Source organism: Brackiella oedipodis DSM 13743 (assembly GCF_000621025.1).
GTDB classification, from domain to species: Bacteria; Pseudomonadota; Gammaproteobacteria; order Burkholderiales; family Burkholderiaceae_B; genus Oligella; species Oligella oedipodis.
The window spans coordinates 25,799-51,547 of the sequence record NZ_KK211205.1 but is presented as its reverse complement, the minus strand read 5'-3'; the positions used below and the strand labels follow the sequence as shown (position 1 = coordinate 51,547).

22 protein-coding genes and 1 pseudogene are annotated in these 25,749 nt (G+C 47.5%); 3 read left to right on the top strand and 20 right to left on the bottom strand.

All coding sequences use genetic code 11. The features are described from left to right. Positions 1–225 precede the first annotated feature (225 nt). The 11 genes from rpsQ to Q335_RS0103525 form a co-directional block, all read right to left on the bottom strand. Positions 226–498, bottom strand: a complete 273-nt coding sequence (gene rpsQ, locus Q335_RS0103575; RefSeq protein ID WP_028357461.1) for a 30S ribosomal protein S17 — start codon at positions 496–498, stop codon at positions 226–228. Position 499: 1 nt separating this feature from the next. Then, the gene (rpmC, locus tag Q335_RS0103570) at positions 500–691 is read right to left on the bottom strand and encodes a 50S ribosomal protein L29 (RefSeq protein WP_028357460.1); all 192 of its coding nucleotides are present in this window, start codon (positions 689–691) and stop codon (positions 500–502) included. A 9-nt stretch (positions 692–700) separates the two neighbouring features. Further along, on the bottom strand, positions 701–1,111 hold the full coding sequence (gene rplP, locus Q335_RS0103565) for a 50S ribosomal protein L16 (protein WP_028357459.1): 411 nt from the start codon (positions 1,109–1,111) through the stop codon (positions 701–703). Positions 1,112–1,113: 2 nt separating this feature from the next. Next, positions 1,114–1,935, bottom strand: coding sequence for a 30S ribosomal protein S3 (gene rpsC / locus Q335_RS0103560; protein WP_028357458.1), 822 nt, complete (start codon positions 1,933–1,935; stop codon positions 1,114–1,116). Positions 1,936–1,944: 9 nt separating this feature from the next. Beyond that, entirely contained in the window at positions 1,945–2,274 is a 330-nt protein-coding gene (gene rplV, locus Q335_RS0103555; RefSeq protein ID WP_028357457.1) for a 50S ribosomal protein L22, read from the bottom strand. A 3-nt stretch (positions 2,275–2,277) separates the two neighbouring features. Next, positions 2,278–2,553, bottom strand: a complete 276-nt coding sequence (gene rpsS, locus Q335_RS0103550; protein WP_028357456.1) for a 30S ribosomal protein S19 — start codon at positions 2,551–2,553, stop codon at positions 2,278–2,280. 13 nt (positions 2,554–2,566) lie between these two features. Beyond that, positions 2,567–3,394: a 50S ribosomal protein L2 gene (rplB, locus tag Q335_RS0103545; protein WP_028357455.1), complete on the bottom strand. Its 828-nt coding sequence runs from the start codon at positions 3,392–3,394 to the stop codon at positions 2,567–2,569. Position 3,395: 1 nt separating this feature from the next. After that, entirely contained in the window at positions 3,396–3,698 is a 303-nt protein-coding gene (rplW, locus tag Q335_RS0103540; RefSeq protein WP_028357454.1) for a 50S ribosomal protein L23, read from the bottom strand. Next, positions 3,695–4,321, bottom strand: coding sequence for a 50S ribosomal protein L4 (gene rplD, locus Q335_RS0103535; protein WP_028357453.1), 627 nt, complete (start codon positions 4,319–4,321; stop codon positions 3,695–3,697). The genes rplW and rplD overlap by 4 nt, the downstream gene beginning before the upstream one ends. Further along, the gene (rplC, locus tag Q335_RS0103530; RefSeq protein ID WP_038369351.1) at positions 4,321–5,010 is read right to left on the bottom strand and encodes a 50S ribosomal protein L3; all 690 of its coding nucleotides are present in this window, start codon (positions 5,008–5,010) and stop codon (positions 4,321–4,323) included. The genes rplD and rplC overlap by 1 nt, the downstream gene beginning before the upstream one ends. 629 nt (positions 5,011–5,639) lie before the next feature. Next, positions 5,640–7,673: a BCCT family transporter gene (locus Q335_RS0103525; RefSeq protein ID WP_084493529.1), complete on the bottom strand. Its 2,034-nt coding sequence runs from the start codon at positions 7,671–7,673 to the stop codon at positions 5,640–5,642. 306 nt (positions 7,674–7,979) lie between these two features. Between Q335_RS0103525 and Q335_RS0103520 the strand changes: the two genes are divergently transcribed. Further along, positions 7,980–9,353 carry an MATE family efflux transporter gene (locus Q335_RS0103520; RefSeq protein WP_028357450.1) on the top strand — a complete coding sequence of 458 codons (1,374 nt, stop codon included), beginning with the start codon at positions 7,980–7,982 and terminating at the stop codon, positions 9,351–9,353. A gap of 5 nt (positions 9,354–9,358) precedes the next feature. Here the strand turns inward: Q335_RS0103520 and Q335_RS0103515 are convergent, their stop codons facing one another. The 6 genes and pseudogenes from Q335_RS0103515 to Q335_RS0103490 all read right to left on the bottom strand — a co-directional run bounded on the left by Q335_RS0103515 (position 9,359) and on the right by Q335_RS0103490 (position 17,597). Beyond that, complete coding sequence (locus Q335_RS0103515; RefSeq protein ID WP_028357449.1) at positions 9,359–10,582, bottom strand: aromatic amino acid transporter; 1,224 nt, start codon at positions 10,580–10,582, stop codon at positions 9,359–9,361. A 60-nt stretch (positions 10,583–10,642) separates the two neighbouring features. Then, the gene (locus Q335_RS09105; protein ID WP_051532274.1) at positions 10,643–12,043 is read right to left on the bottom strand and encodes a DNA recombination protein RmuC; all 1,401 of its coding nucleotides are present in this window, start codon (positions 12,041–12,043) and stop codon (positions 10,643–10,645) included. A gap of 125 nt (positions 12,044–12,168) precedes the next feature. Then, the gene (locus Q335_RS0103505; protein ID WP_028357448.1) at positions 12,169–12,642 is read right to left on the bottom strand and encodes a hypothetical protein; all 474 of its coding nucleotides are present in this window, start codon (positions 12,640–12,642) and stop codon (positions 12,169–12,171) included. A gap of 17 nt (positions 12,643–12,659) precedes the next feature. Continuing rightward, positions 12,660–13,485, bottom strand: a pseudogene (locus Q335_RS09100) (class I SAM-dependent methyltransferase). Positions 13,486–13,506: 21 nt separating this feature from the next. After that, a complete protein-coding gene (hemN, locus tag Q335_RS0103495) occupies positions 13,507–14,868 on the bottom strand; it encodes an oxygen-independent coproporphyrinogen III oxidase (protein ID WP_028357447.1) in 1,362 nt (453 codons plus the stop codon). Positions 14,869–14,915: 47 nt separating this feature from the next. After that, positions 14,916–17,597 carry a DNA topoisomerase III gene (locus tag Q335_RS0103490; protein WP_028357446.1) on the bottom strand — a complete coding sequence of 894 codons (2,682 nt, stop codon included), beginning with the start codon at positions 17,595–17,597 and terminating at the stop codon, positions 14,916–14,918. Positions 17,598–17,958: 361 nt separating this feature from the next. Between Q335_RS0103490 and Q335_RS0103485 the strand changes: the two genes are divergently transcribed. Next, positions 17,959–19,611 carry a hypothetical protein gene (locus Q335_RS0103485; RefSeq protein ID WP_028357445.1) on the top strand — a complete coding sequence of 551 codons (1,653 nt, stop codon included), beginning with the start codon at positions 17,959–17,961 and terminating at the stop codon, positions 19,609–19,611. Between the two features lie 9 nt (positions 19,612–19,620). On the opposite strand, the gene gluQRS is transcribed toward Q335_RS0103485, so the two are convergent. Further along, a complete protein-coding gene (gluQRS, locus tag Q335_RS0103480) occupies positions 19,621–20,493 on the bottom strand; it encodes a tRNA glutamyl-Q(34) synthetase GluQRS (protein ID WP_245588272.1) in 873 nt (290 codons plus the stop codon). 282 nt (positions 20,494–20,775) lie between these two features. On the opposite strand from gluQRS, the gene Q335_RS0103475 reads away from it, so the two are divergent. After that, on the top strand, positions 20,776–21,966 hold the full coding sequence (locus Q335_RS0103475) for an acetylornithine transaminase (protein WP_028357443.1): 1,191 nt from the start codon (positions 20,776–20,778) through the stop codon (positions 21,964–21,966). Positions 21,967–22,136: 170 nt separating this feature from the next. Here the strand turns inward: Q335_RS0103475 and cysI are convergent, their stop codons facing one another. Further along, entirely contained in the window at positions 22,137–23,903 is a 1,767-nt protein-coding gene (gene cysI / locus Q335_RS0103470; RefSeq protein ID WP_028357442.1) for an assimilatory sulfite reductase (NADPH) hemoprotein subunit, read from the bottom strand. Positions 23,904–23,921: 18 nt separating this feature from the next. After that, on the bottom strand, positions 23,922–25,733 hold the full coding sequence (locus Q335_RS0103465) for an assimilatory sulfite reductase (NADPH) flavoprotein subunit (protein ID WP_028357441.1): 1,812 nt from the start codon (positions 25,731–25,733) through the stop codon (positions 23,922–23,924). Between the last annotated feature and the right edge of the window lie 16 nt (positions 25,734–25,749).

The following is a 25,749-nucleotide window of genomic DNA, read 5'->3' as shown; positions in this document are numbered from 1 at the left end:
ACTCCTCTCTGTCCTTAGCACTTTGGTCTCTCATCCCAGCCTAGTGAAACCCCTAGGTCATGAACTATAAAGTCGGTAATCATTGCTCTTTTAGGCGGCTTGACAGGCCTTCATCAACCACCACACTTCTGATCGGATAAACGCAAAAAACCCAGACAACTTAGGCCAAGGCTTAAGCTGTCTGGGTGGAATCGGCGACCTAGGTCGCCATCGCGTACGATTAACTTAGATAATACGTGCCGCTTCGATCAAACGAGTCACGCTCCAAGATTTGGAACGAGAGATCGGACGACCTTCAGCGATTTCGACGATATCACCTTCGTTGTACTGGTTGTTTTCGTCATGCGCTTTGTATTTACCTGAACGAATAACGATTTTGCCATAAATTGGATGTTTAACGCGGCGCTCTACGCGAACGACGACTGTTTTGTCCATTTTATTGCTAACCACTTTACCGACCAGGGTACGCTGACGTTTAGTGTCTTGAGTTTCGCTCATATTACTTTCCTGCTTTCTCGGTTAAGATGGTGCGTACACGGGCAATATCACGACGCACTTTACGTAACTGGCTGGTATCAGACAGTTGTTGAGTAGCGCGTTGCATACGCAAGTTAAATTGTGCTTTCAACAAGGACTCTAGCTCTTTATTAAGCCCGTCCGTGTCTTTTTCACGTAATTCAGTAGCTTTCATAAAGACCTCTTAGAAGTGACGAGTCACAAAAACGGTTGAAATAGGGAGTTTAGCGGCCGCTAAGCGGAAAGCTTCACGGGCTAATTCTTCACTGACACCATCCATTTCGTACAAGACTTTACCAGGTTGGATTTCAGCGACCCAGTACTCTGGGTTACCTTTACCTTTACCCATACGAACTTCGGCGGGTTTTTCAGAGATTGGCTTGTCCGGGAAAATACGGATCCAGACACGACCACCACGTTTAATGTGACGCGTCATGGCACGACGAGCTGCCTCGATTTGACGTGCCGTCAAACGACCACGACCCGTGGCTTTTAGACCGAAGTCGCCAAAGTTTACATTAGTACCGCGAGTAGCTAGACCCGTGTTACGGCCTTTCTGCTCTTTGCGGTATTTTCTGCGAGCTGGTGACAACATAATTACTCTCCTTTAGCTGCTTGAGCAGCTTCAGTCGTGTTAGCTTCTGGGGCTTTTTGTTGTTGTGCACTAGCTGCGCCAGAGGCTTTACGACGACCACCACGGCTAGGACGACGACCTTCACGATCACCACGTGGACGACGTGAACGACGATCATCTTCACGAGGGGCGTTGATTTCTGGTGGGACTTCACCGTTAGGCAATAAGTCACCTTTGTAGATCCATACTTTGATACCGATGATACCGTAAGTAGTCGCGGCTTCAGACGTTGCGTAGTCAATGATAGCGCGTAGGGTGTGTAGAGGTACACGGCCTTCGCGATACCATTCGGTACGAGCAATCTCGATACCGTTTAGACGACCAGAAGACGCGATCTTGATACCTTTAGCACCTGCACGCATAGCATTTTGCATAGCGCGTTTCATGGCACGACGGAACATGATACGTTTTTCAAGTTGTTGAGCGATAGAATCGGCAACAAGTTGTGCATCTGTTTCTGGTTTACGGATTTCTTCGATACCTACATGGACAGGTACGCCCATTAAACGTTGTAAGTCTTGGTTTAAAGCACCAATATCTTCGCCACCTTTACCGATGACAACGCCTGGACGAGCTGTGTGAATGGTAATACGTGCATTTTTGGCTGGACGCTCGATAAGCACACGACCCACAGATGCATGTTTAAGTTTACGTTTTAGATACTCACGTACTTGTACGTCTTCGATTAACATGCCTGCGTAATTTTTGCTTTTCGCATACCAGCGAGAGCTCCAATCACGGTTAACAGCGAGACGGAACCCTGTAGGGTTTACTTTTTGACCCATTATGACTCCTTATACGCCGACTTTAACCACGATGTGGCAAGTCTGCTTCTCTATACGGTTACCACGGCCTTTAGCACGTGCTGAGAATCGCTTCATTGATTGCGCTTTGTCTACGTAAATCGTAGTCACTTTAAGTTCATCAATATCAGCACCGTCATTGTGTTCAGCATTGGCAATGGCTGATTCCAATGCTTTTTTGACGATGCCAGCGGCTTTTTTCTGTGTGAATGTGAGAATATCTAGTGCTTGAGCCACAGACTTGCCACGGATTAAGTCCGCAACAAGACGGGTTTTTTGCGCTGAGATATGCACATTACGAATAATGGCTGTTGTTTCCATCGCTTACCTCTTAGACTTTTTGTCAGCAGCATGACCCTTGAATGTACGGGTATGCGCGAATTCGCCAAGCTTATGACCAACCATATTTTCGTTCACGTACACAGGTACATGTTGACGGCCGTTGTGTACGGCGATTGTCAAACCGATAAACTCGGGAAGAATGGTTGAACGACGAGACCAAGTTTTAATTGGTCGTTTGTTTTTGCCCTCGAGTGCCGTTTCTACCTTTTTGATAAGGTGAGCATCTACAAATGGGCCTTTTTTAGTTGAACGTGACATAGTTTATTGCCCCTTATTTACGCTTACGACGTGAGACAATCATATTGTCTGTACGTTTGTTACTGCGGGTTTTGAAACCTTTAGTAGGTGTACCCCAAGGACTTACAGGTTCACGTGCTTCACCCGTACGGCCTTCACCACCACCATGAGGGTGATCGACCGGGTTCATAGCCACACCGCGTACAGTTGGACGGAAACCGCGCCAACGTACCGCACCTGCTTTACCAAACTGACGTAAGCTATTTTCTTCATTGCCTACTTCACCTAGCGTTGCACGGCAGTCAATGTGAATACGACGTACTTCGCCAGAACGTAAACGCACTTGAGCGTATGTACCTTCACGTGCTAACAAGACTGCAGTGACACCTGCTGAGCGAGCTAATTGCGCGCCTTTGCCTGGTTTCAATTCGATGCAATGAATTTGAGAACCCACTGGAATATTACGGATAGGCATGCAGTTACCTGGACGAATAGCAACTTCTTTACCAGATTGAACTGTAGCGCCTACAGCTAGACCACGTGGGGCAATAATGTAACGACGCTCACCGTCGGCATAGCAAATTAATGCAATATGCGCAGTACGGTTAGGATCGTATTCCAAACGTTCTACTTTGCCTGGAATGTCGTCTTTATCACGACGGAAATCAATCACACGATAGTGTGATTTGTGGCCACCGCCACGGTGACGAACAGTGATATGGCCATGGTGATTACGGCCAGAACTGCGTTTTTTGGATTCGACTAAAGCAGCGTACGGCGCACCTTTGTGTAAGCCAGTAGTGACTACTTTAAGCATGCCGCGACGACCAGCTGAAGTTGGTTTTGTTTTTACTAGTGCCATCTTAGTTCACCTCCGAAAAGTCAAGTTCCTGACCTTTTTTGAGTGCAACGTAAGCAATGCGTTTAGCACGGCGACGGCCGACAAAACGACCGGTACGTTTTACTTTACCTTTACGGTTAAGTACGGAAACGGACTCAACTTCTACATTAAACAGTTTTTCTACTGCGGCTTTGATTTCTGGCTTGCTTGCATTAGGAGCAACGTGTAAAGCAATTTGTGTGTTATCGGCTTTTTCGGCGATAAACGTTGCTTTTTCTGTGATCACTGGAGCCAGAATGACTTGCATTAAACGATCTGCTCTCATCCTAAGATCTCCTCAATTTGTTGCACCGCTGCTTTGGTGATCACGACTTGTTTGTAGTACACCAAAGATAACGGATCGGCGTAACGTGGCTCGACAACAGCAACTTGCGCTAAGTTACGAGTAGCCAGATATAAGTTTTCATCAACAGTGTCAGTCACAATAAGGACTGAATCGTTGTTTAAACCCATGTCTTTAAGTTTAGTCACGGCCGCTTTAGTTTTTGGAGTGTCTAGAGTGAATGATTCAACCACTACTAAACGCTCTTCGCGCACGAGTTGTGACAAGATTGAGCGGATACCAGCACGGTACATTTTTTTGTTAACTTTCTGACTGAAGTTTTCGTCAGGTTTGTTAGGGAATGTACGGCCACCTCCACGCCACAATGGTGACGCAGTTGAACCAGCGCGGGCACGACCTGTGCCTTTTTGGCGCCATGGTTTTTTGGTGCTGTGTTTAACTTCGCTACGATCTTTTTGGGCACGGTTACCACTACGAGCGTTGGCTTGGTAAGCCACGATCAATTGGTGTACCAATGCTTGATTAAAGTCACGGGCAAAAATGGCGTCAGAAGCGCTAACAGTGGCGCTAGACTGACCTTGTTCGTTTAGGAGCTTAAGATCCATTATTTGGCTCCTTTTTGTGTCATTTTGATGGCAGGCCATACAACGATGTGACCATTTTTGTGGCCAGGTACAGCGCCTTTCACCATTAACAAACCGCGCTCTGCATCGACGCGGACGATATCAAGATTTTGGACGGTACGAGTCGCATCACCCATGTGACCGGCCATGCGTTTACCTTTGAGGACGCGACCTGGGTCTTGTGCTTGACCAGTTGAACCTGGCGCACGGTGAGAGACAGAGTTACCGTGAGTTTTGCGTTGAGCACCAAAGTTGTGGCGTTTGATAGTACCTGCGTAGCCTTTACCTTGAGTCGTACCTTGAACGTCGACTTTTTGGCCTGCTTCAAACACAGATTCTACAGCGACCACTGAACCAGCAGAAAGTTCTGCTAATTTAGCTGGGTCTAAACGGAACTCTTTGAGGATGGAACCGGCTTCGGTGCCTGCTTTAGCGTAGTGACCGGCTTGTGGCTTAGTCACACGGCTAGCACGGCGCTCGCCATAAGCAACTTGTACGGCGGCATAACCATCGGTTTCGACAGACTTGATTTGGGTAACACGGTTGTTTGATACATCTAGCACAGTGACAGGGATAGAATCGCCCTCTTCTGTGAAGATACGCATCATGCCAACTTTGCGACCCACAAGACCAAGCCTATGTGCGGCTGGTGTTTGTGTCGTGTTCGACATTTTTTTCTCCAATTCCCACTGCGATTGGTGGGGGCTAACTATTAATAAAACAACTCTTTAAAACAAAACACTTACCCATGACTGCACTAGCATAAAGTAGCAACAGCAGACACTAGACCTAGTCAATAAGCTACTAGGCCAGTCAGTAAAATCATCTTTAGTGGGTTAGTATTTTGGGTAGAATCCCTCTGGGTTAGTTACTATAGATTGAGTGTAGAAAAAACTATAGCTACTAAACTATGGCTACTTGCACTACTTGGATTGCTTACACTACTGCGACTACACGATATCCTGCAGCACGACTAAAGTACTGCAATATCGCCAACATCACATCATTAAGCCCAAATCGTTCAAATTAAGCTCAAATACCCCAAAGGTATTAGATGGTTGTCGTACAAATATAAATTGCGCAACGTTTGTACGATATCCCCTAGCCTTTAACTTGGCTAGTCTGAAACTATAACACTTTTATGTATTGAATACAAGCACTTATAGGATTTTGCTCAGTTAATTAAGCCATCTTGAATTGGCTTGGCTATATTTACAACACAAAAAAGGGCAAGCGCTTGGCTTGCCCTCGATGACTATTGCACTAATGGCTTAAGTGCCGTTAGCGATCAATAGCGATCCTAGTTGCTAGAAAGGTTATGCAATAAGTGCATGTGTTTTTGGTATTGCTCGACGATGTCATTAATTACACCTTCGCGTGACCAACCCATGATGTCATAACCTTGACCACCTTTTTCGAGGTGAACCTCGGCGCGGTAGTATTCGGTAGAACTATGATCTTTGCCATCACTATCAATAAAGCTTGGTTGCTGGTGCACAGATGGGATCACTGAGTAGACGAAGTCGATTTCATCGCCGTGATTAGTTTCCAGGCGTACACCCGTATTTTCGCCAGATAATTTGCTAACTTTGGCGCTAATATTGGCTTTTTGCAACTCTTCTGCGACTAATTCGCAAGCTTCATAGCAAGTGGTATTGATGAACTTATTGACTTCGTTTTGGTCAGGGAAGTTCACCACAACATGCAAACGCTCACGCCAGTTAGCGGCGTTTTGCGCGGTGGCTACGCGTGGCATAGCAATCGCCGCACGAGCAATTTCTTGTTGTACATCATCAATACGTAAGGCTTTAAAGAAGCCGATCACCGCAAAGATCAAGACAGTGACAAACGGCAGTGCCGTAGCAATGGCCATTGTTTGTAGGGCTTCAAGACCACCGAACCATAGTAAGACAATCGCCACTACACCAGAACCGGCGGCCCAGTAAATGCGGTAGCTGACTTTGCGGTTGGTTTCGCCGTGTGAGCAAAGCATATCCATGACTAAGGCCCCAGAGTCTGCAGAAGTCACGAAGAACACTACCACCATGAATAGAGCCACATAGGTGAAGATTTGTGATAGTGGGAAGTAGCTGAGGAACTCAAACAAGGCTACTGGCGTGTTGGCATCGACAGTTTGCGCCAAGCTTTCGTGACCACCATTGAGGATTAAGTCGATGGCACTGTTACCAAAGAACGTCATCCACATAAGGGTAAAGCCTGTCGGTACTAATAAGACACCGATAATGAATTCACGAATCGTACGACCGCGTGAAATCTTGGCAATAAAGAGACCCACAAATGGAGACCAGCTTAACCACCAGCCCCAATAGAAGATGGTCCAACCACCCAACCAATCGGTTTTGTGGTAAGCATACAAGTTAAACGTACGTCCAATTAAGGTTGAAGAATAGTCACCGATGTTCTGTACAAAGCTTTGTAAGAGATCGACTGTGTGACCTGCAAACAAAATGAACAATAGCAAGAGTACGGCTAAGGTGATATTGAGCTGAGAAAGGATTTTTACACCGCGATCCAGACCAGACACCACTGATAAGGTAGCCAATGAAGTCACTGCCACAATTAAGATGACTTGGGTCGTCGTACTTTCGGCAATCACAGGGAATAAATAATGAAGACCTGAGTTGACCTGTTGTACACCAAAACCTAAAGAGGTAGCGACCCCGAATAAAGTACCGATCACCGCAAAAACATCGACGGCATGACCAATCGGACCATTTACACGATCACCAATGATTGGATAAAAGGCAGAGCGTAAGGTTAATGGTAAGTTATGACGATAACTAAAGAACGCCAAAATCACCGCCACGAGGGCATAAATACCCCAGGCGTGCAAACCCCAATGGAAAAAGGTAAGACTCAAGGCTTCGCGAGCGGCATCAATAGTGCCCTCGTTACCTGGATGTGGCGGGTGTAAGAAGTGCATGACCGGTTCAGCGACACCATAAAACATCAAACCGATACCCATACCCGCTGAAAATAGCATGGCAAACCAAGAGATATAACCATATTCAGGTCGGGAATGATCAGGACCTAGACGGATATTACCGTATTTAGAGAAGGCTAGGAAAACGCAAACGAGTAAGATGAGCGCGACGGTAAGAACGTAGTACCAGCCGCCATTATTGACAATTGCGTCTTGTAATGCAGAAAACGTAGCCGCCGCTTGATCGTTAGCGATCGCAGCGTATGCAATAATAGCTAAAATAATGACCGAAGCGGTAATAAAAACGGGGGCGTTAATATTGCCACTTGGCTGGGACGTCGCATCGGCATCTACTGCCTGCGGTTTAGTTTTTTCTAAATGTTCAGACAAGATTTACCTCGACTTTTGGGTTAAAAAAAGAATTTGATTCTAAATGGAGCATTTTGATTACAAAATGTGCTCACTTGACACATTTTAACACTTTTTGGTATTTTGATAAAATCACCCCTATAAGCCTTGTGTAGCCTGGCTTGCGCGCCGCTGACCAAACGGTAGCAAGTGCGGATTTTTGCAATACGGCTAATCCCGCTTATTTCGGTGGCTAGACTAGACTAGCCTCCAGCCTGTTTCGCATCACAAGGCGTTAAAATAAAGCACTCACACTCCCTTTGATTTCCTTTCTTCATCAATCATCCTATGGCCTCGTCTCATCACGCTCCTGCGCCGTCACAGTGGCAACTTTATAAACAACTCATTTGGCTGGCGATCCCGATTATTTTGGCCAATGCCACTGTCCCCCTATTAGGCTTAGCAGACACAGCCGTCATCGGTCATAATGGCACACCCCAAGATTTAGCTGCGATTGCCCTAGCTGCCTTAATTTTTAATTTTGTGTATTGGAGTTTTGGTTTTTTGCGTATGGCCACCACTGGCTTTGTGGCACAGGCCAAAGGGGCGCGCCAGCGTGACGAATTACTGGCGGTGATTTATCGCGCTTTACTACTAGCGGCCCTTATCGGTCTGGTTCTTTTGTTGTTACAAACGCCGATTGTCTATATCGCTATGCAGTTTTTGTCAGCCAGCGATACGGTTAATGACAAAATGCTCGATTACTTTTATGTCCGTATTTGGGACGCGCCCGCCAGTCTCATGATCTACGTGGTATTAGGCAGTCTGATTGGGTTGAGTCAAAGCCGTAGTATTATGTGGTTTCAAATCTTATTGAATGCCCTAAATATCATTCTCAATGTGAGTCTAGTCTGGGGCTTACAAATGGGCGTAAAAGGCATTGCACTGGGCACGGTATTGGCGCAATACTTTATGTTGCTTTGCGGCTTGGTCGTATTATTTAGGCACCTTGGCGTAAGCGCACCTTGGCTTCACCTGCGGCAATTATGGTCTCGTGTTTGCCAACGCGACAAGTTGTTGCAGATGTTTCATGTCAATCGCGATATTATGATTCGCACGCTGGCACTGACTGCTGGCTTTGCCTGGTTTGCGCGCCAAGGCGCACAATTAGGCGATGATGTCTTAGCCGCCAATCATATCCTCCTACAATTTGTGGCGCTAGCGGCTTTTTTCTTGGATGGTTTTGCGAATGTGGCCGAAATGCGCGTGGGTCACGCGTTTGGGGCTGGCGATGCGCCGCGCTTTAAGCAAGAGGTCAAAGCCTCCGCCATATTATCCCTCATCGCTGCCGCCATTTTGGCCTTGGGGATTTATTTGGGATCTGAGCAAATCATTCAATGGCTTACCGAAGACAGCGACTTACAACGCTTGGCACATACCTATGCGTGGCTCGCCTGCCTTTATATTTTCTTCTCGTTTGGCGCCTTTTTATTGGATGGAGTGTTTATTGGCGTTACCTACTCTAAGGCCATGCGGAACTCTACCGTCATTGCTTTTGTGTCATTGATTCTTCTAAGTTTGTGGTGGTTAGATGATTTTGGCAATACGGGGTTGTGGGCGGCCTTAATTGCCTACGTGATTATGCGTGCGATTGTGTTGATCTTTTATTTGCCCAAACTACAACAACAAATCAGCACTAAATCAAAAGCGCCGAACCAATAACTGACCTAACCTCTAAAAACAGGCAAGAGCTGGCACTCGTACAGGCCCTGAACCAAGAGTGTAAGAAGACCTACAAACAGGAGTCCCCAGCTGAGTAGTAAGGGCAGACGGCTACTAGAGGTTGGCCGCTTAAGCGAGCGGCGCCGTAATTTAAGGTGTAATAGTGCGGGGGTGATGCAGGTCCAAATGGTGCAGGCCACCCCAGCAAAGGCAATCGCCTGCACAAAACCAAATGGCGCCACTAAAGAAAATACTAAAGGCAAAATAAAGGTCAAGGCCCAAACCTGACTACGTCCCTTGCGCTGCGTGGTGTCGATCTTGAATAAATCGGCCAAATAATCAAAAACGCCCAAGCCGACACCAATAAAGGATGAAATAATGGCTGCCAAAGAAAAGGCTTGCAAGCTCATGCGTACCGATTCCGAGGCCAGCGAAGCACCAATTTTTTCGATTAAGACCTTGACTTCACCATTGGCGGCAATCACAGAGGCAAATTCATGGCGTGGCAAATTACCAAACACCCCGATCATCCACACCAGATACAGCGTCAGAGCAATCGTCGTGCCGCCCGCAATCGCCCATTTGGCTTTGCGTTCATCGCGATAATATAAGCGCAATGAGGTCACAGAATGGTGATAACCAAACGAGGTTAAAGACACGGGCAATAGCGCTAAGGCATATTTGCTATAGTGGGCATCGATCAAAGCATAACTATCTGCGAGGATATGCCATTGCATATGCCCCAAAAGACCACTGACACTAAAGATAAATGTCAGCACCATGAGTATGATGAGTAAGACAGAGACGCGATCCACCGCTCGGGTCGACCACCAGACCACCGCCGAACACAGCACAACACTAACCACGGAAGCTAAGCGCGGCGTCAAATGCAGAGGCTCAGCCAAGCTCGAACCCAAACTACTGGTGTATGCATAAAGCAAAATCGCCCCCACAAAATACACCGATAGATTATTGATAACACTGGCGCTTTTGCCAAGCAGATCTTGAGTCACCGTGTTGTAAGAAACGGCATAGTCGTAATGCTTGTAAACGTCTAATAACAAACAGCCCGACAAGGTCATAAAAATCATGCAAACCGTGATAATGGCGCAAGCATAAAAAATCCAAGGTCCCGCCCCCACGGTGGGGAGACCCAACATACCCGCGCCCACACAGACGCCAGCAATAATGCAGGCACCACCAAAAACCGAAGCTTGCTTATTCTTCATTGTTATGACAAAACGACGTCGCGCTCACTGACTCTCGCCCAATAAATAATACAAAAGCCATTATTCTACCTGTGTCACTTGGCCCTCAGGGGTATTTTGTGGCGCCTTGCTGTAATTTGCTGGCTTGGCTGAAGTCGGCTCCACTTTAAAATACGCTTCTGACTCGTGTAACTCTGGCATTTGTTTCACGGCTTTTGCACTCAGTTCTTTGAAGCTCGCCACCTTATTGATTAAGCCGCGTTGCCCTGAAAAAGCCCGCACAATCTGATTAAATTGCTTCGCCGTGGTATTAAAGCTGCCGCCCAATTTCTCCAGGTACTCCGCCACAGTAACCACTTGATTGTATAAATCGGCGGCTTTATGACCTAATTGCAAGACCTGCTGATTGCTATTTTCCATCATCCACAAAAAGCCAATGGTTTTGAGCATCGGAATGAGTGTACTTGGCGACGCTAACACAATGTTTTTGCTATAGGCGTATTGAAAAATGGTCTCGTCAGTTTTGAGTGTTTGAATATAGGCCGATTCTATGGGCATAAACATGAAGACAAAACCTGGACTATTGAGTCCAGGTAGGTTGCTGTAGTTTTTGGCACTTAAATCATCAATATGATGTTTAACGGCTTTAAGATGTCTTTGCAAATAATGGCTTTGCTCAGCTTCGCTACAGCTCGTGGCTTGTTGATAGTCGTTTAAGGAGACCTTACTATCGACCACCAGATGCTTATGATCAGGCAAGGCAATGACCGCATCAGGTATCAACCGCTGACCGCTCGGCGTTGTGAAACTACGCTGCGTAAAGTAATGGCGATCTTTTTGTAGACCTGCTTGCTGCATGGCCAGTTCCAGCTGCATCTCGCCCCAATTACCCAGGATTTTTTTGTTACCTTTGAGGGCTTGCGACAAATGCTGCGCCTCTTGACTCATACTTAACCCCATTTGCATGACTTGCTGGATTTGCGATTGCAGCACGGTATTGTCTTGCACGCTTTGGTGATGAATTTGGTTGATGCGATTTTGAAAGCTCTCTAGGCGTTCTCTAAAAGGTTGCATCACGGTATCGAGCGAATGCTTATTTTGTGTCACCAAGGATTGGCTTTGTTGCTGAAACATTTGCTCAGAGACATACTTAAATTGCTGCATCAAGGCTTCTTGCCGTCGCGCTTCGATTTGTTCTTCTTGGTCTTGCTGACGTCGCACTAAATTGAGCTCTGTATAAGTGGCCGCTAGACGCTGAGCAAGTTGTAACTTCTCCTCGCTGAGGTCTTGTAGATCTTGTTGCAGCGTCTGAGCTTCCTGTTCAAGTTGCTGGAGTTGTTGGTAGGCATCATCACTGCGATTAAGTGCTAACTTACTTGTCAACAAAGCTTTGAGATACAAAGCAAGCAATACGACGACTAGCAAAAGCCCTAGCGCACACGCCCACAACGGTATTGGCAACACTTGATGCAATACGTCCATGTGTTTTTCCTACAAAAAGAGCCAATCATGATTGGCTCACAAATACTGTATATATTAGCAGTTATAAAGAGACAAAGCTATAGACGGTCGCCAGCGATCATGGCGCTGTAGAGGTCGACTAACGCTTATTTGCCTTGCTCCTTCAAGAAAGCTGCACTGTCTTCGTAGAAGGCAAAATACCCCTCAAAAAGATTATCGAGTAGCTGCTCAACGTCTTGCTTAGAGGTGGACTTGGTGTTTTGGAGCTTGACGAAGGTCTGTGCATCTGCATAGCAGTCTTGCATCACAGCTTTTTTGATGGCTGCTTTGTGTTGCACAATAGGTTCGACAAAGTGCTTAGCGTCCTCTTGTTTGTGGATATCATATTGCTCAAAAACTTGATCCGGCACGGTATCTAGCGTGTGACTGGCCAAGCAACGGCCAATATTGGCAGCGCTTTGAGTTTTGGAGGCGTCTTTGTCGGTTTTTTGGGTCACAGAGGCAAAGCTAGTCGCAATCTCATCGATTATCACGGCTTTGTCTGAAGGCGCTGCCACCGCACTATGAAAACACGCGGTGGCGAGCAAAGCGGTGCAAAAGGCGTAAGAACTAAGTTTCATGGACACTCTACAAAAATCTAATAAACAAAACGATGGCTTAGGGCTTGTAATTGACAATCTTGGAGCAGCTGCAATTGCCGTTCACGTGCACTGCGCTTATAGGCAGCGACCTTGCGGGCAATAATGAGCTCATTTTTCATGGAGTGCTCCCATCCGACTAACTCCGTGACTGTGACCTTATAGCCATGCGACTCTAATAACAAACACCGTAACACATTGGTAATGTGGCTGCCAAACTCGCGGGTGTGAATAGGATGACGCCATAATTCGGCGAGGGCGCCTGTTTGCAGGCTTTGCGCTTTTTGACGACGCAACTCAGCGGCTACCTCCGCCTGGCAGCACGGTACTAACACAATATACTGTGCTTTACGCTCGAGTGCAAAACGAATCGCATCATCGGTGGCGGTATTACAGGCATGCAAGGCGGTGACCATATCGACCTTGCTGGGTAGCTGTGTGGCTTGCCTGGCTTCTTCGACAGTCATGGAACAAAATGTCATCCCCTGACTAAAGCCCAGACGTTGCGCGAGCGCCTGCGATTTTTGCACCAAATCCGCGCGACTTTCTATGCCATAAACATGAGCCCGCTCGTACTTTTTGAGCAATAAATCATACAAAATAAAACCCAAATACGATTTACCCGCACCGTGATCGACGACGGAGATACTATTTTTTTTGCTGGAGTACCTCGAGCATGAGAGTCTCGATAAACTGATAAAGATGATAGACCTGCTTGAGCTTGCGACGCGTATCTTGATTGATTTTGCCGTCGCGCGTCAAGATATGGAGTTCTTTGAGTAATTCTATCGATTGCTCAGGTTTGATTTCGGGGATAAGGCTCATAACAATGGACGACTGTGGGACTTAGACCGTCATAGAGAAAATACGCGTTTCAGGTTTTTTAAGGAGCATGCGCAAATCAAAGGCCATACACACATTACGTACATAAGGTCGACCTTTTTCAGTGACACTTAATGCATGCTCAGTAATGTTGATCAGGCCATCTTGCTGCATCTCTTGTAAACTACTCAAGACCTGCGGCAATTGTGCAAATTGCAATGCGGGATCTTGCCAAGAAGTTTCGAGACGACACATTAAATTCAGAATATGACGACGAATGATTAAATCCTCTGCAGTCAGGAGGTGACCACGCACCAAAGGCAATTGATTGGCTTCAAGCTTGGCATAGTAATCTTCGATGACTTTTTCATTTTGGCCAAAGCCATACCAAGTATCACTAATAGAAGATACGCCTAAGCCGATCATCACTTGAGTAGACGAAGAGCTATAGCCCATAAAATTCCGATGGATATGGCGGTTCAGTAAGGATTGATAGAGCTCATCTTCAGGTAAGGAAAAGTGATCCATACCGATTTCCACATAACCTAAATCCAAAAATAATTGTTTGCCTTTTTCATAAAGGGCACGTTTTTCTTCGCCCGTCGGTAAGTCTTTTTCATCAAAACCTCGTTGCCCTACGCCTTTAAGCCAAGGTACGTGAGCATAGGAATAAAAAGCGAGGCGATCCGGCTTGAGGCTGATAGTGCGACGAATGGTATCTTGCATGGAAGCCCACGTCTGGAAAGGCAAGCCAAACACCAAGTCGTGATTGACACTGGTATAGCCGATTTCACGCGCTTGCTCGGTGACCCGCTGAACATGCTCAAAAGGTTGCACTCGGTGAATCGCTATTTGCACTTTTGGATTGTAGTCTTGGACGCCAAAACTCACCCGTCTAAACCCCAGCTCATACAAGGTTTGCATATGTTCATAAGTGGTGTTGTTAGGGTGGCCCTCAAAACTGAAGGCATGAGGTTCAGCAATACAGGCATGCTCGTAAATATGCTCGAGCAGGCGACGCAGTTGTTCAGGCGCAAAAAAAGTGGGGGTACCGCCACCTAGATGGATCTCGCGAATCAGCGGTTTGCGACCCAAGACCTGCAAATATAAATCCCATTCATGTATGACCGCATCGATGTAACTGCCTTCTACACTGTGCTTTTTGGTGATGCGCTTATTACAGGCGCAAAACGTACAGAGGCTTTCACAGTAAGGTAAATGGATATATAAACTGATGCCCTCACGGTCATTTGACTCATTAAAACTACGTTGTAGTGTCTGTAAATAAGCTTGCGGACTAAAACTAGCCTCATCCCAATACGGCACTGTGGGATAACTGGTGTAACGAGGACCGGGTACATTGTATTTGTTGATTAAGTCATCCATAAGACTCACTAATTTTCACATTCATGACGCATGAGGTACGTGCAGCATCAAGACGTACCTTCACTGGTTTTTTTGGAGCTGCTTTTGCGCGTTTTAGTGCTTTTGGCAGCGCTTTTGGAGGCGCTTTTTGTCGCGGTTTTGGTGCTGCTCTTAGTACGAGTGCTTTTCGTGGCACTCTGGGTGTTTTTCTTGGTGGCCGCTTTAGTAGCCGCTTTAGTAGCCGCTTTGGTAGCCGCTTTGGTAGCCGATTTTGCCTCGAACTCAAAGCCGACCTTACCTTTTTTGTCGAGCACCAAGAAGGCTTTAAACTTGCGATGGGTACGATTAGACACAAAGCCCTCGAGCAAATCTGTCTTGTGCTCTTTGAGTAGTTTTTGGAGCTGCTCTTGCGAGACTTCTTGTTGCAAAATCACCTTGCCAACGCGAAAGTCACAACTTTTTTGCTCACCTACCGCATGATCACATAGGTAGGCCATGCCAGTATCGTACACCTTACCCTGGCATTTTGGACAATCACCTAGCGGTGTTAGGGCCGAAAAATCAATATCTTGGTCTTGTTCTTCTTGACCAAAATCGAACTCCAGCTTGTAATCAGGCGGCGTTAACTTAATGATGGCACTAAAAGGCCGACCCATTTTACTAATAAAGCCATTTAAGGGTCCTAAGCTATGCTCTTTGAGTAAATCCTCAACCTCCGGTAATTCGAAGGTGCGCCCGCCCGGATGCTTAGTAATAGAAAAATCACAGTCACTACAGGCATAGCGGCGGTAATTTTCTTTGACCACACCGCCACATTTAGGGCAAGGGGTTTTGAGGACGGCATAATCGCCGGGCACGGTGTCGTGCTCATATTCTTTGGCGCGTTTGACAATAATTTGTGTGTTGCGCGCAATTTCTTGCATGAAAGAGTCTCGATCTAATTTGCCCTCTTCCATTTGCTTGAGCTTTTGTTCCCAATCAGCGGTGAGCTCAGGTGACGTCAATTCATTGACCTTGAGGCCATTAAGTAGGGTCATGAGCTGGCGAGCCTTAGAGGTAGGTAACAATTCACGATCCTCGCGGCGTAAATAATGCTCGTTTAACAGCCCCTCTATAATGGTCGCGCGGGTGGCTGGGGTACCTAAACCGCGCTCACTCATGGCATCGCGCAATTCATCGTCATCGACCAACTTACCGGCATTTTCCATGGCACTCAATAAGGTCGCCTCCGTGTAACGAGCCGGTGGCTTGGTTTGTAACGGAAGGATTTGCACAGCTTCAGTTTGTACTTTTTCGTTGGCCTGTACAGGCACTAATGTCGCCGTTTTGCTCTTGGCAGTCGCGGCGGTAGAAGCTTTGGAGTCGGTTGCTTCCCGACCGTAAATGGCTAACCAGCCCGGTTTGACCAAGACTTTACCATCGGTTTTGAAATGCTGACCTCGCACCAAGGTGATGCGAGTGGTTACCCGATATTCGGCAGGCGGGAAAAACACCGCCATAAAACGCTTAACCACCAAATCATAAATCCGAGATTCGGCTTCCGACAACTCCTTAGGCATTTGTAAGGTCGGAATGATGGCAAAGTGATCTGAGACTTTGGCGTTATTAAACACTCTTTTGTTGGGTTTGACCCATTTTTCTGCCAAGATTTTGGTCGCATGTGTCTTGTGAGCTTGATTCAGATGCGAGCTACTTTGACTAATATTATCGAGAGTCTTGAGGACCTCTGTGAGGTAGTCTTCTGGCAGATGCTTGGAGTCGGTCCGCGGATAGGTCAGTACTTTATGACGCTCATACAAGGCTTGAGCCAAGGCCAAAGTGGTTTTGGCACTAAAGCCGAATTTACTGTTGGCCTCACGCTGCAAAGAAGTCAAATCAAACAAAGGCGGTGCCATTTGTGTTGAGGGTTTGGACTCTTCTGTGACTGTGCCGGCTTGGCCCTCGACCGCAATTTGCACAGATTTGGCTGCATTTTCGGACCAAAGGCGAAATTCTTTTTTCTCGGTGTCTTGCGGATCCTTTTTGAATTCGGGATCGAACCAGCGCCCCTCATAGAATCCAGCCGCACAAGCAAATTGCGCATGCACTTCCCAGTAGTCACGTGACTTAAAGTTACGAATGCGTTGCTCACGTTCGTAAACAATCGCTAGGGTCGGGGTCTGTACACGTCCGATAGGCGTCTTAAAAAAGCCGCCATCTTTGCTGTTGAAGGCGGTCATGGCACGCGTACCATTAATGCCTACCAACCAGTCTGCCTCAGCGCGAGAGCGTGCCGCCGCTTCTAGGGGTTTCATTTGCTCGTCATCGCGCAAATGATCAAAGGCCTGGCGAATGGCATCACGCGTCATGGATTGCAACCACAAGCGTTGGATGGGCTTTTTGACCTTGGACCACTGCATGATGTAGCGGAAGATTAACTCACCTTCACGCCCCGCATCACAGGCATTAATGACCGAGTCTACATCTTTGCGCTTGAGCAATTTGACCAACATTTTGAGGCGCGCCTCACCCTTTTTGTCAGTGGGTTTAAGGTCAAATTGCTTATTAGGAATGGCTGGTAAATGATTAAAAGACCACTTTCCGCGCGTCACATCATCTGGATTGGTTAGCGTCAATAAGTGTCCGACACTCGATGAGAGGACATAATCATCACTTTCAAAATAATCACCTTGACGCGAAAAACCACCCAGGGCACGTGAGATATCGAGGGCAACGGAAGGTTTCTCGGCAATAATCAGTGTTTTTGACATAATTTATAGATAACGGTTGCAATCACAATGCTTAAAATTGAAGCGACAATACGTGTGAATCGTTCAGGCAAATACCTTGCAAGGCGCCCTCGCTCTGCTCAGCGATGCGTCGCTAGGCATGCTAAATCCATGGTGTTGAGCGCTGTACGATAGCCTTTGTTTAGATCACGCTTAGGAAAGCGTGAGGTTATAATCTTGGGTTTTGGGAAGATTGTTAAGACGCTATTTTGCCTTATACCTTACCTAACTTACAATAGACTTTTCTAAAAAAGAGTAGCATAAATTACGTAATCACACGCAAAAGCGCCCCCGACCGAAACGGTTATAAGTACTCAACGACACCCTGACACCCAGGCTTCACATGAAAACAGACCCACCTTTAGCGGCTACGCAGCCAACGCCCACATCACTAGCCATGATTCTGCGCCCTGCGCCAGCCGTGTATTTTGGGCAGTGGCTGATGACCTTAGCGCTGTGTTATCCTTTGGCCGCCCTCTTTGTGTGGCGTAATCCCATGGGACTCAGTGCGAATCTCAGAGCCGTTGCGTGCTATGGGCTGGTGTTATGGATCAGTAGTGCCACATGGTTGAGCGCTTGCGCCATGGCCTTTGCTCATTTTAGGTCAGGACTGACACAGAAACAAAAACAGCTTTGTTTGGGCTTGCATTATCTGGCCATGTGTTTGGCGATGATCTTTATGCTCATGCTTAATCAAAGACTTTATGGGCGCCTGACGTGGGAACTTAATTTAAGCTTCGGGGTGTTATTGATCATCCCTTGCGTCTTGATAGTTCCCAAAGACTTCATCTGTTCCCTATGTAGGGATTTTTGCCACAAAATTCAAGCCCTTCGCCCTGTGTATGGCAATCTTGCCACTCTCGGTTTGAGCCTCTTGCTACTGTTTATCTTGCTACAGCTCCAAAGCCAAGCCAATCATTTTCAGAATTTTGGCGCTCGTCTATCCATCCCTTACATTGTTTTATGCGTTTTATTTTTTGGCTTTGGGCAATTGCTCTTAAAACGCCACCCACAAACAAAACTACGTCACTTGTATCAGTGCATAAGCCTAAGTTGTATCATGGCGTTGGGCTTAAATTCTCTACCCTATATGGATTATGGCCATCAGCTCGCACCCGCTAATCTTTGGTTTTTTGTGACTATGGGCTTATTAGTGCTTAATGCCTCTCTGACACCAGAACAGAGCGTACGTGGCCTACTGCTGTGCTTGGGCTTGTTGCTCTGCAGTGCTCACCTAGAGTTGTTTTTATTAAAAAACGCCCTCACGAATGTCGAATTTGTGAACTTACTTAGCGTCTTTGTGAGCCCATTATTAGGCGCGATGGTTTTGTGGCTGCTCTACCGACCCACTTGCTCACAGTATGTCTATGTGCGACAGTGCTTAGCATCGTTAGTGGCCATCTTTTTAGTATACAGCCTCTGCGAGCCTACATTCAAACAGAGCACCTGGCTCGCGGCAGCGATTGGCACAAGTCAGGCCACCCATCCGCTTATCTTGGCGCACATCGCTACCGTTTGGGGGCAATTTAATAGTTGGTTTTGGACACTGCTCCCCGCCATCATTGTCTTGCAGCGTAATCGCCATTGGCCATTTTCTATATACCGTATTGCAGAAGTCTTTTTGTGGCTAGCCCTAGGCCTGGCCTGGTTTGCGGATCTATTTTTGTTAATGTCACTGAGTTTGTGGCTGTACTGCAGCCGCTATCAGCAAGCACAGGCCGCGGGGCTGTTTGCAGTGATACTGATCATCGCGCTACTCAATCATCATATCGACCTAGGCTTGCTCCATAGTGCTCCTGTGTCTACAAGTTATGCGCTCAGTCTCGCCTGCTTGCTGACCTTACATCAGCTGAGTCAGCCGCAGCCAACGAGCACACCACACCAACCACAACGGACGGCGACACCTGTCACTCATTATGGTTGGCAACGTCATTGCATCTGGCTTGTTTTAGGACTCGCGACGTTCATTAGTCTATGGCATGGTCTGAGCCATTAAGACTAAGTCTCACGCCGCTATGCCAAAACGATTCGCCCATTGTCGTGTCGCTGAGCCCAAAAAATCATCGACGCTAGTAGCGCTAATCGATAAGAAACCCAAGTCTTGCCAGGCTTGCTGCAAGGCCAGCAAGGGTTGACGACTATCGAGCGCTGGAGCGTGGTTTTGCTTGGATAGTTTGTGACCATAGTCATCCAGCACTAAAGGCACATGTAAGTATGTAGGCACAGTACCGTGCAGGTAGTGGGTCAAAAGCATTTGTCTAGCAGTAGAACTGCTTAAGTCCTGCCCGCGTACGATATGTGTAATGCCTTGCTCAATATCATCAGCGACCACCACGAACTGGTAGGCATATAAGCCATCGGCGCGCTTAACAATAAAATCCCCTACTTCTTGCAACACATTTTGCTGTTGCGGGCCGCACCATCGATCTTGCCAAGCAATCACTTGATCCTTGGTTTTGAGGCGCCACGCTCGGGCTTGTCGACCCGCAGGCACTCCATGTCGACAGGTGCCTGGGTAAACATGAGCCTGCGTCTTAGGATGTGGCGCGACGGCAAAAATTTCTTTGCGTGTGCAGGCGCAACCATAAATCAATTGCTGTGCTTGTAACTGAGCAAATAAACGATCGTAATAAGCAATCCGCTTAGATTGCCAAAGTACAGGGCCTTGCCAATGTAGTCCGAGGTGTTGCAACTGCTGCATAATAACGGTATCGGCACCAGCGATGACGCGCGGCATATCAATGTCTTCAATCCGCAAGCGCCACTGCCCATGGTGAGCTTTGGCATCCAAATAAGAAGCCAGGGCAGCCACCAGAGAGCCACGATGTAAGGGGCCGCTGGGACTGGGCGCAAAGCGCCCGATATAACTTGAGTTCATAGGTATTATTTTATGACTTAGCATTTGACGCAATGGCTTAGGTTTAACGCCAAGCTAATTTTATGTGCTGATAGGACGCCGCCATTGCAGATGGTATAAGTTTAGATAAAATTCATAACTGGCCTATTATTTTTAGTCACTAAACCACTGCATACTGACACCAATTGTGTTGCAAACAGGTTTAGCATAAAACAAGCAACCCTAGTTTTGCTTAGGCAAACAGCGACATGCTCTTCAGTGACATCCTCACAAGGGCAAGCGCTTTATCGATAAGGATTCCATATGACAAACACCGTACCGCACAGCGATGCACTCATGGAGATAACCCCCCGTCCAGACATTGTTTTTACCAAAGGTAAGGGCTCTTGGCTCGAAGATAGTACAGGCCGCGCCTATCTCGACATGATTCAAGGGTGGGCTGTTAATTGTTTGGGCCACTGTCCACCGCAAATCAGCCAAGCCCTGACAGAACAAGGTCAACGCTTAATCAATCCCTCACCTGCTTTTTTTAATCAAGCGATGCTCGATTTGGCGCAGCGCCTATGCTCTGCCTCATGTTTTGATCGTGTTTTCTTTGCCAATAGTGGCGCTGAAGCCAATGAGGGGGCGATTAAACTCGCACGTAAATGGGGTCAAAAACACCGCCATGGTGCCTACAAAATCATCACCTTTGACCATAGTTTCCATGGTCGCACCCTAGCGACAATGTCGGCCTCTGGCAAAGAAGGTTGGGATCGCAAGTTTGCACCGCAAGTCGAAGGTTTCCCAAAAGCTGAGTTTAATGATCTCGATTCTGTCAAAGCGCTGCTTGACGACGACACCGTAGCGGTCATGCTCGAACCCGTGCAGGGAGAAGGCGGTGTGATCCCAGCAACGCCCGAATTTATACAAGGCCTTAGAGCCTTAACGAAAGACCACAATATTCTCTTGATTGTCGATGAGGTTCAAAGTGGTATGGGCCGTTGTGGTGCTTTATTTGCACATCAATTATTCGATATCGCGCCCGATATCATGACGCTAGGCAAAGGCATTGGTGGCGGCGTGCCCTTAGCCGCGCTGCTTAGCACCGAAGCAGTCTCCTGCTTTGAGTACGGTGATCAAGGGGGAACTTATAATGGCAATCCATTGATGTGCGCCGTCGGCGTCGCTGTGTTTGATGCACTGACGGCACCGGAATTTATGAGCACTGTGCAAACCCGAGCCCAACAATTATCAGATGGGCTCTTGGCCTTAGCCGACAAACATGGCTTAGAGGGCGAGCGTGGCTTGGGTCTACTGCGTGCACTTAAATTGGGCGGTGATTTTGGCCCCGCTTTGGTAGATGCTGCGCGTCAACGCCCCGAACAAGGGCTGCTACTCAATGCTCCGCGACCTAATTTATTGCGCTTTATGCCTGCCTTAAATATCAGCCAAGAAGATCTGCAATTGGCACTGCAATGGCTGGATGTCTTGATTAGCAAATGCCAACGCTAAATGCTACTAAACATCGTTAAATACCTTTAGCCACTAAAAAAGGGCTGCCGCATCGCGGCAGCCCTACCCCCCTCAAGCAGTTACCTCTCCTTAACATGACAAGCAAGCCATGCATCAGCGTGGTAACCGTCCTTCCTTAATCATTGCAGCTTCGCGCTCGTGCTGAGCCCCTAAGCCGCCCAAAAATCAACGGCAGAATCTTTGATTTCGGCAATAATTCCGGTGCGAATCGCAAAATCCCCAAATTCTTCTTGATCCTGGCGCTCCTGCGCCCAAGCCTTAATCCAAGTTTCAATGATTGCCAAACATTCCTCGAGAGGAATATTTTCTTTGAACATTTTGGGGATACGGGTGCCTTTTTTGTTACCACCAACATGTAAATTATAGCGGCCAATCGCCTTACCCACTAAGCCGATTTCGGCTAACATCGCACGCCCACAGCCATTATTACAGCCTTGGATACGCAAAATAATATGCTCATGCGCCAAGCCATTGGCTGCTAACATTTGCTCCACAGCACTGACCACGCTTGGTAAGACCCGCTCGGACTCGGCCATGGCCAAAGGACAGGTAGGCAGTGCCACACAAGACATACTGTTTTTGCGTTGTTCAGTGAGCTCGTCGACGATCAGACCGTGGGCTTTGGCAATACTCTCGATTTGCGCCTTATCGGCTTCTTCAATATTGGAGACAATCAGATTTTGATTCGGGGTAATTCTAAATTCCCCTTTGTTGAGTTTGGCGATCTCGCGCATCCCCGTCTTGAGCGCGGGTCCCCCTTGCTTATCAATTAAGCGACCACTTTCAATAAACAAGGTTAGATGCCAACGCTTGTCTTCGCCTTGAGTCCAGCCGATATCATCACCGCGATGCGTAAATTCATACGGATGCACCGGTGCAAATTGGCTTTCCATGCGTTTCTCGACCTCTGCTTTGAAGACATCGACACCCACTCGCAAGATGGTGTAACGAGTTTTGGCCAATTTACGCTGCGCACGGTTGCCCCAATCGCGCTGCACCGTCATGACGGCTTCGGCGGCTTTAAACACCAAATCTACCGGGATAAAGCCAAAGTCATGCGCCAGAATGGGGAAGGTTTCTTTGTTGCCAAAATCAAAGGCCAGACCGCCACCGACTAAGACATTAAAGCCGAACAATTTGCCGTTTTCGTGCACCGCTAAAAAGTTCAAATCATTGGCGTGAACGTCGACATCATTCTGTGGCGGGATCACAAAGGCGGTTTTAAATTTGCGAGGCATATAAGTTTTGCCCATGATGGGCTCCTTATCCTCGGCCAATTGTTTGGTTTGCGGTTTAGTGCGAGGTTCTGGGAACACTTTTTCGCCATCGAGCCAAATATCTGCGTAAGCGGTGGGATTCGGCAATAAGTGTTTAGAGACACGACAGGCGATGTCATACACTTCGGCATGCAAGCGGCTCAAACGCGGGTTCGTCGCACAGAGCGTATTGCGGTTAACGTCACCCGAGCTAGCAATAGAATCCAAACCTATGCTATGCAACATTTGCATCATGGGTTTAATGTCTTTTTTGAGGACCCCATGATACTGAAAAGTTTGTCGATTAGTGAGGCGTATACTCTGATAGAAACTATGCTCATCTGCGAATTTATCGATTGTTAACCACTGCTCAGGGGTTAGAATCCCGCCCGGTAAGCGACAACGGAGCATCACTGTTTTACGCGGTTCCAGTTTCGCGGCCACTCTATCGGCACGGAGATCACGATCATCTTGTTCGTACATGCCGTGGTAACGGATCAATTTATAGTTATCCCCCCTAAAACCACCGGTCAGGCCATCTTTGAGATCCTCGGCAATCGTGCCATGCAAATAATCACTCTCGGCCTTCATGCGCTCATCGTCATTGAGCGGCTTATTAAAATCTAATTTTGTACGTGGGTCATTCACTCTTGTACTCATTGAAACCTCTTCGTTTTCTTAGTACACATCGCGTTGATAGCGTTTATCCTCGCGCAAGGTATTTAAATAATCGTCGGCGTCGTCCAGGTCCATCGCCCCTTCTTTGGCGATAATTTGCAATAGGGTTTGCTCGACGTCTTTGGCCATTTTTTTGGCATCGCCGCACACATAAATATGCGCGCCTCGTTGTAACCACTGCCAGATTTCTTGGCTGCGTTGCGCCATTTTGTGCTGCACATAGACTTTTTCGGCGCCATCGCGTGACCAAGCAAAATCATAATTATGCAGCAAGCCATCTTTACGGTATTGTTGCCACTCAAGTTGATACAAAAAGTCATCAACGAATTTTTGGTTACCAAAGAATAGCCAATGCTTACCACTGGCTTCTTGGGCGGCGCGCTGCTGCATAAAGGCTCTAAAAGGCGCCACACCAGTGCCCGCACCTATCATAATAATGTCCGTCTCGGGATTATCCGGTAAGCGAAAATTGCGGTTTTCCTCGATAAACACGCGCACTTGACCGTCTTCTTCTAGGTACTGACCCAAAAAACCTGAGGCCCCGCCCGTATAGGTCTTGCGGTCAAGTTCATAGCGCACTACCCCAACGGTCACATGCACCTCGTCACCGACTTCTTGTTGCGAAGAGGCAATGGAGTATAAACGCGGCGTGAGCGGTCGGAACACATCGAATAATTGTTGTGCACTCAAGGCCACCGGATAGTCTAAGACGACTTTTGCCGGCGGATTATTTTCGACATAATCAGCCAACAAATCCTTATCCTGCAGCATCGCTTGTAAAGGAGCGGCCGCACTTAAGGCGGCATAGTCTTTGACAAAAATCGGCGAATTCAGCGTGATATCGGCATGCGCCACCAAGGCCTGGGTTATGCTTACGGTTTCACCATTAGGTAATTTGACGTCGGCGTCTGGATCAACCTGCGTAGCGGCGAGTAACTCGGCCACTAGCGCTGATGAGTTTTCGTAGAAAACGCCCAAGGCATCGCCCGCTTCATAGTGAATATCCGAGCCTTCGAGGTCAAACTCTAGATGTTGAATATCCTTGTTAGCCCCCTCAGCGGTGATCTTTTGTTTGTTTAATAAGGTCGCAGTAAAGGGAGATTCGCGCGTATACAATGAAGCCCCAGAAGGCACCGTGGCATGTGAGCTAAAACTAGCGGTACCGCCTTGTGCATGACTTTGGGCTTGGCATAACTGGCTAAATTCGCTACTGACGGCTTCTTGCCATGCTTCAGCTGGCTCATGGTAATCAAGATCGCAATCGACGCGTGGCATTAAACGCGTGGCCCCCAGCTCGGCCAATAACTCATCGAGTTCGCGTCCGGCCTGACAATAGCTATTGGTATAGCTGCTATCGCCCAACGCCAACACCGCATAATTGAGTGCACTAAGATCTGGTTTTTTCTTGCCTTTGAGGAATTTGAACAAAGGCATCGCTTCTTCGGGTGGATCGCCTTCACCCTGAGTGGAGATAGTAAAGGCCACGATATCGAGCTGCGGTAATTGCTTACTCTTAAAATCAGAGGCTGAGACGACCTCGCAATTGAGACCCTGCGCTTGTAAGCGCGCCCCCAATTGCTCCGCTAAGCGACGAGCATTACCAGTCTGCGAGGCCGAAAACACCGTAACGCGGCGTTCTACACTGGCTTGCGGACTGACCCCAGCGGTAGGCGCTGCGCTCGTTTGTGATACGGCCATATTTGCCTGCCCTTGTTGGCTACAGGCCCAAGCATAACCAGAGAGCCATGCCATTTCGGTCGGACTTAAATTTTGTATTTGTTGTAGGAAATCTTCAGAAAAAGGTAAGTTCATAGTTATCCTTGAACCG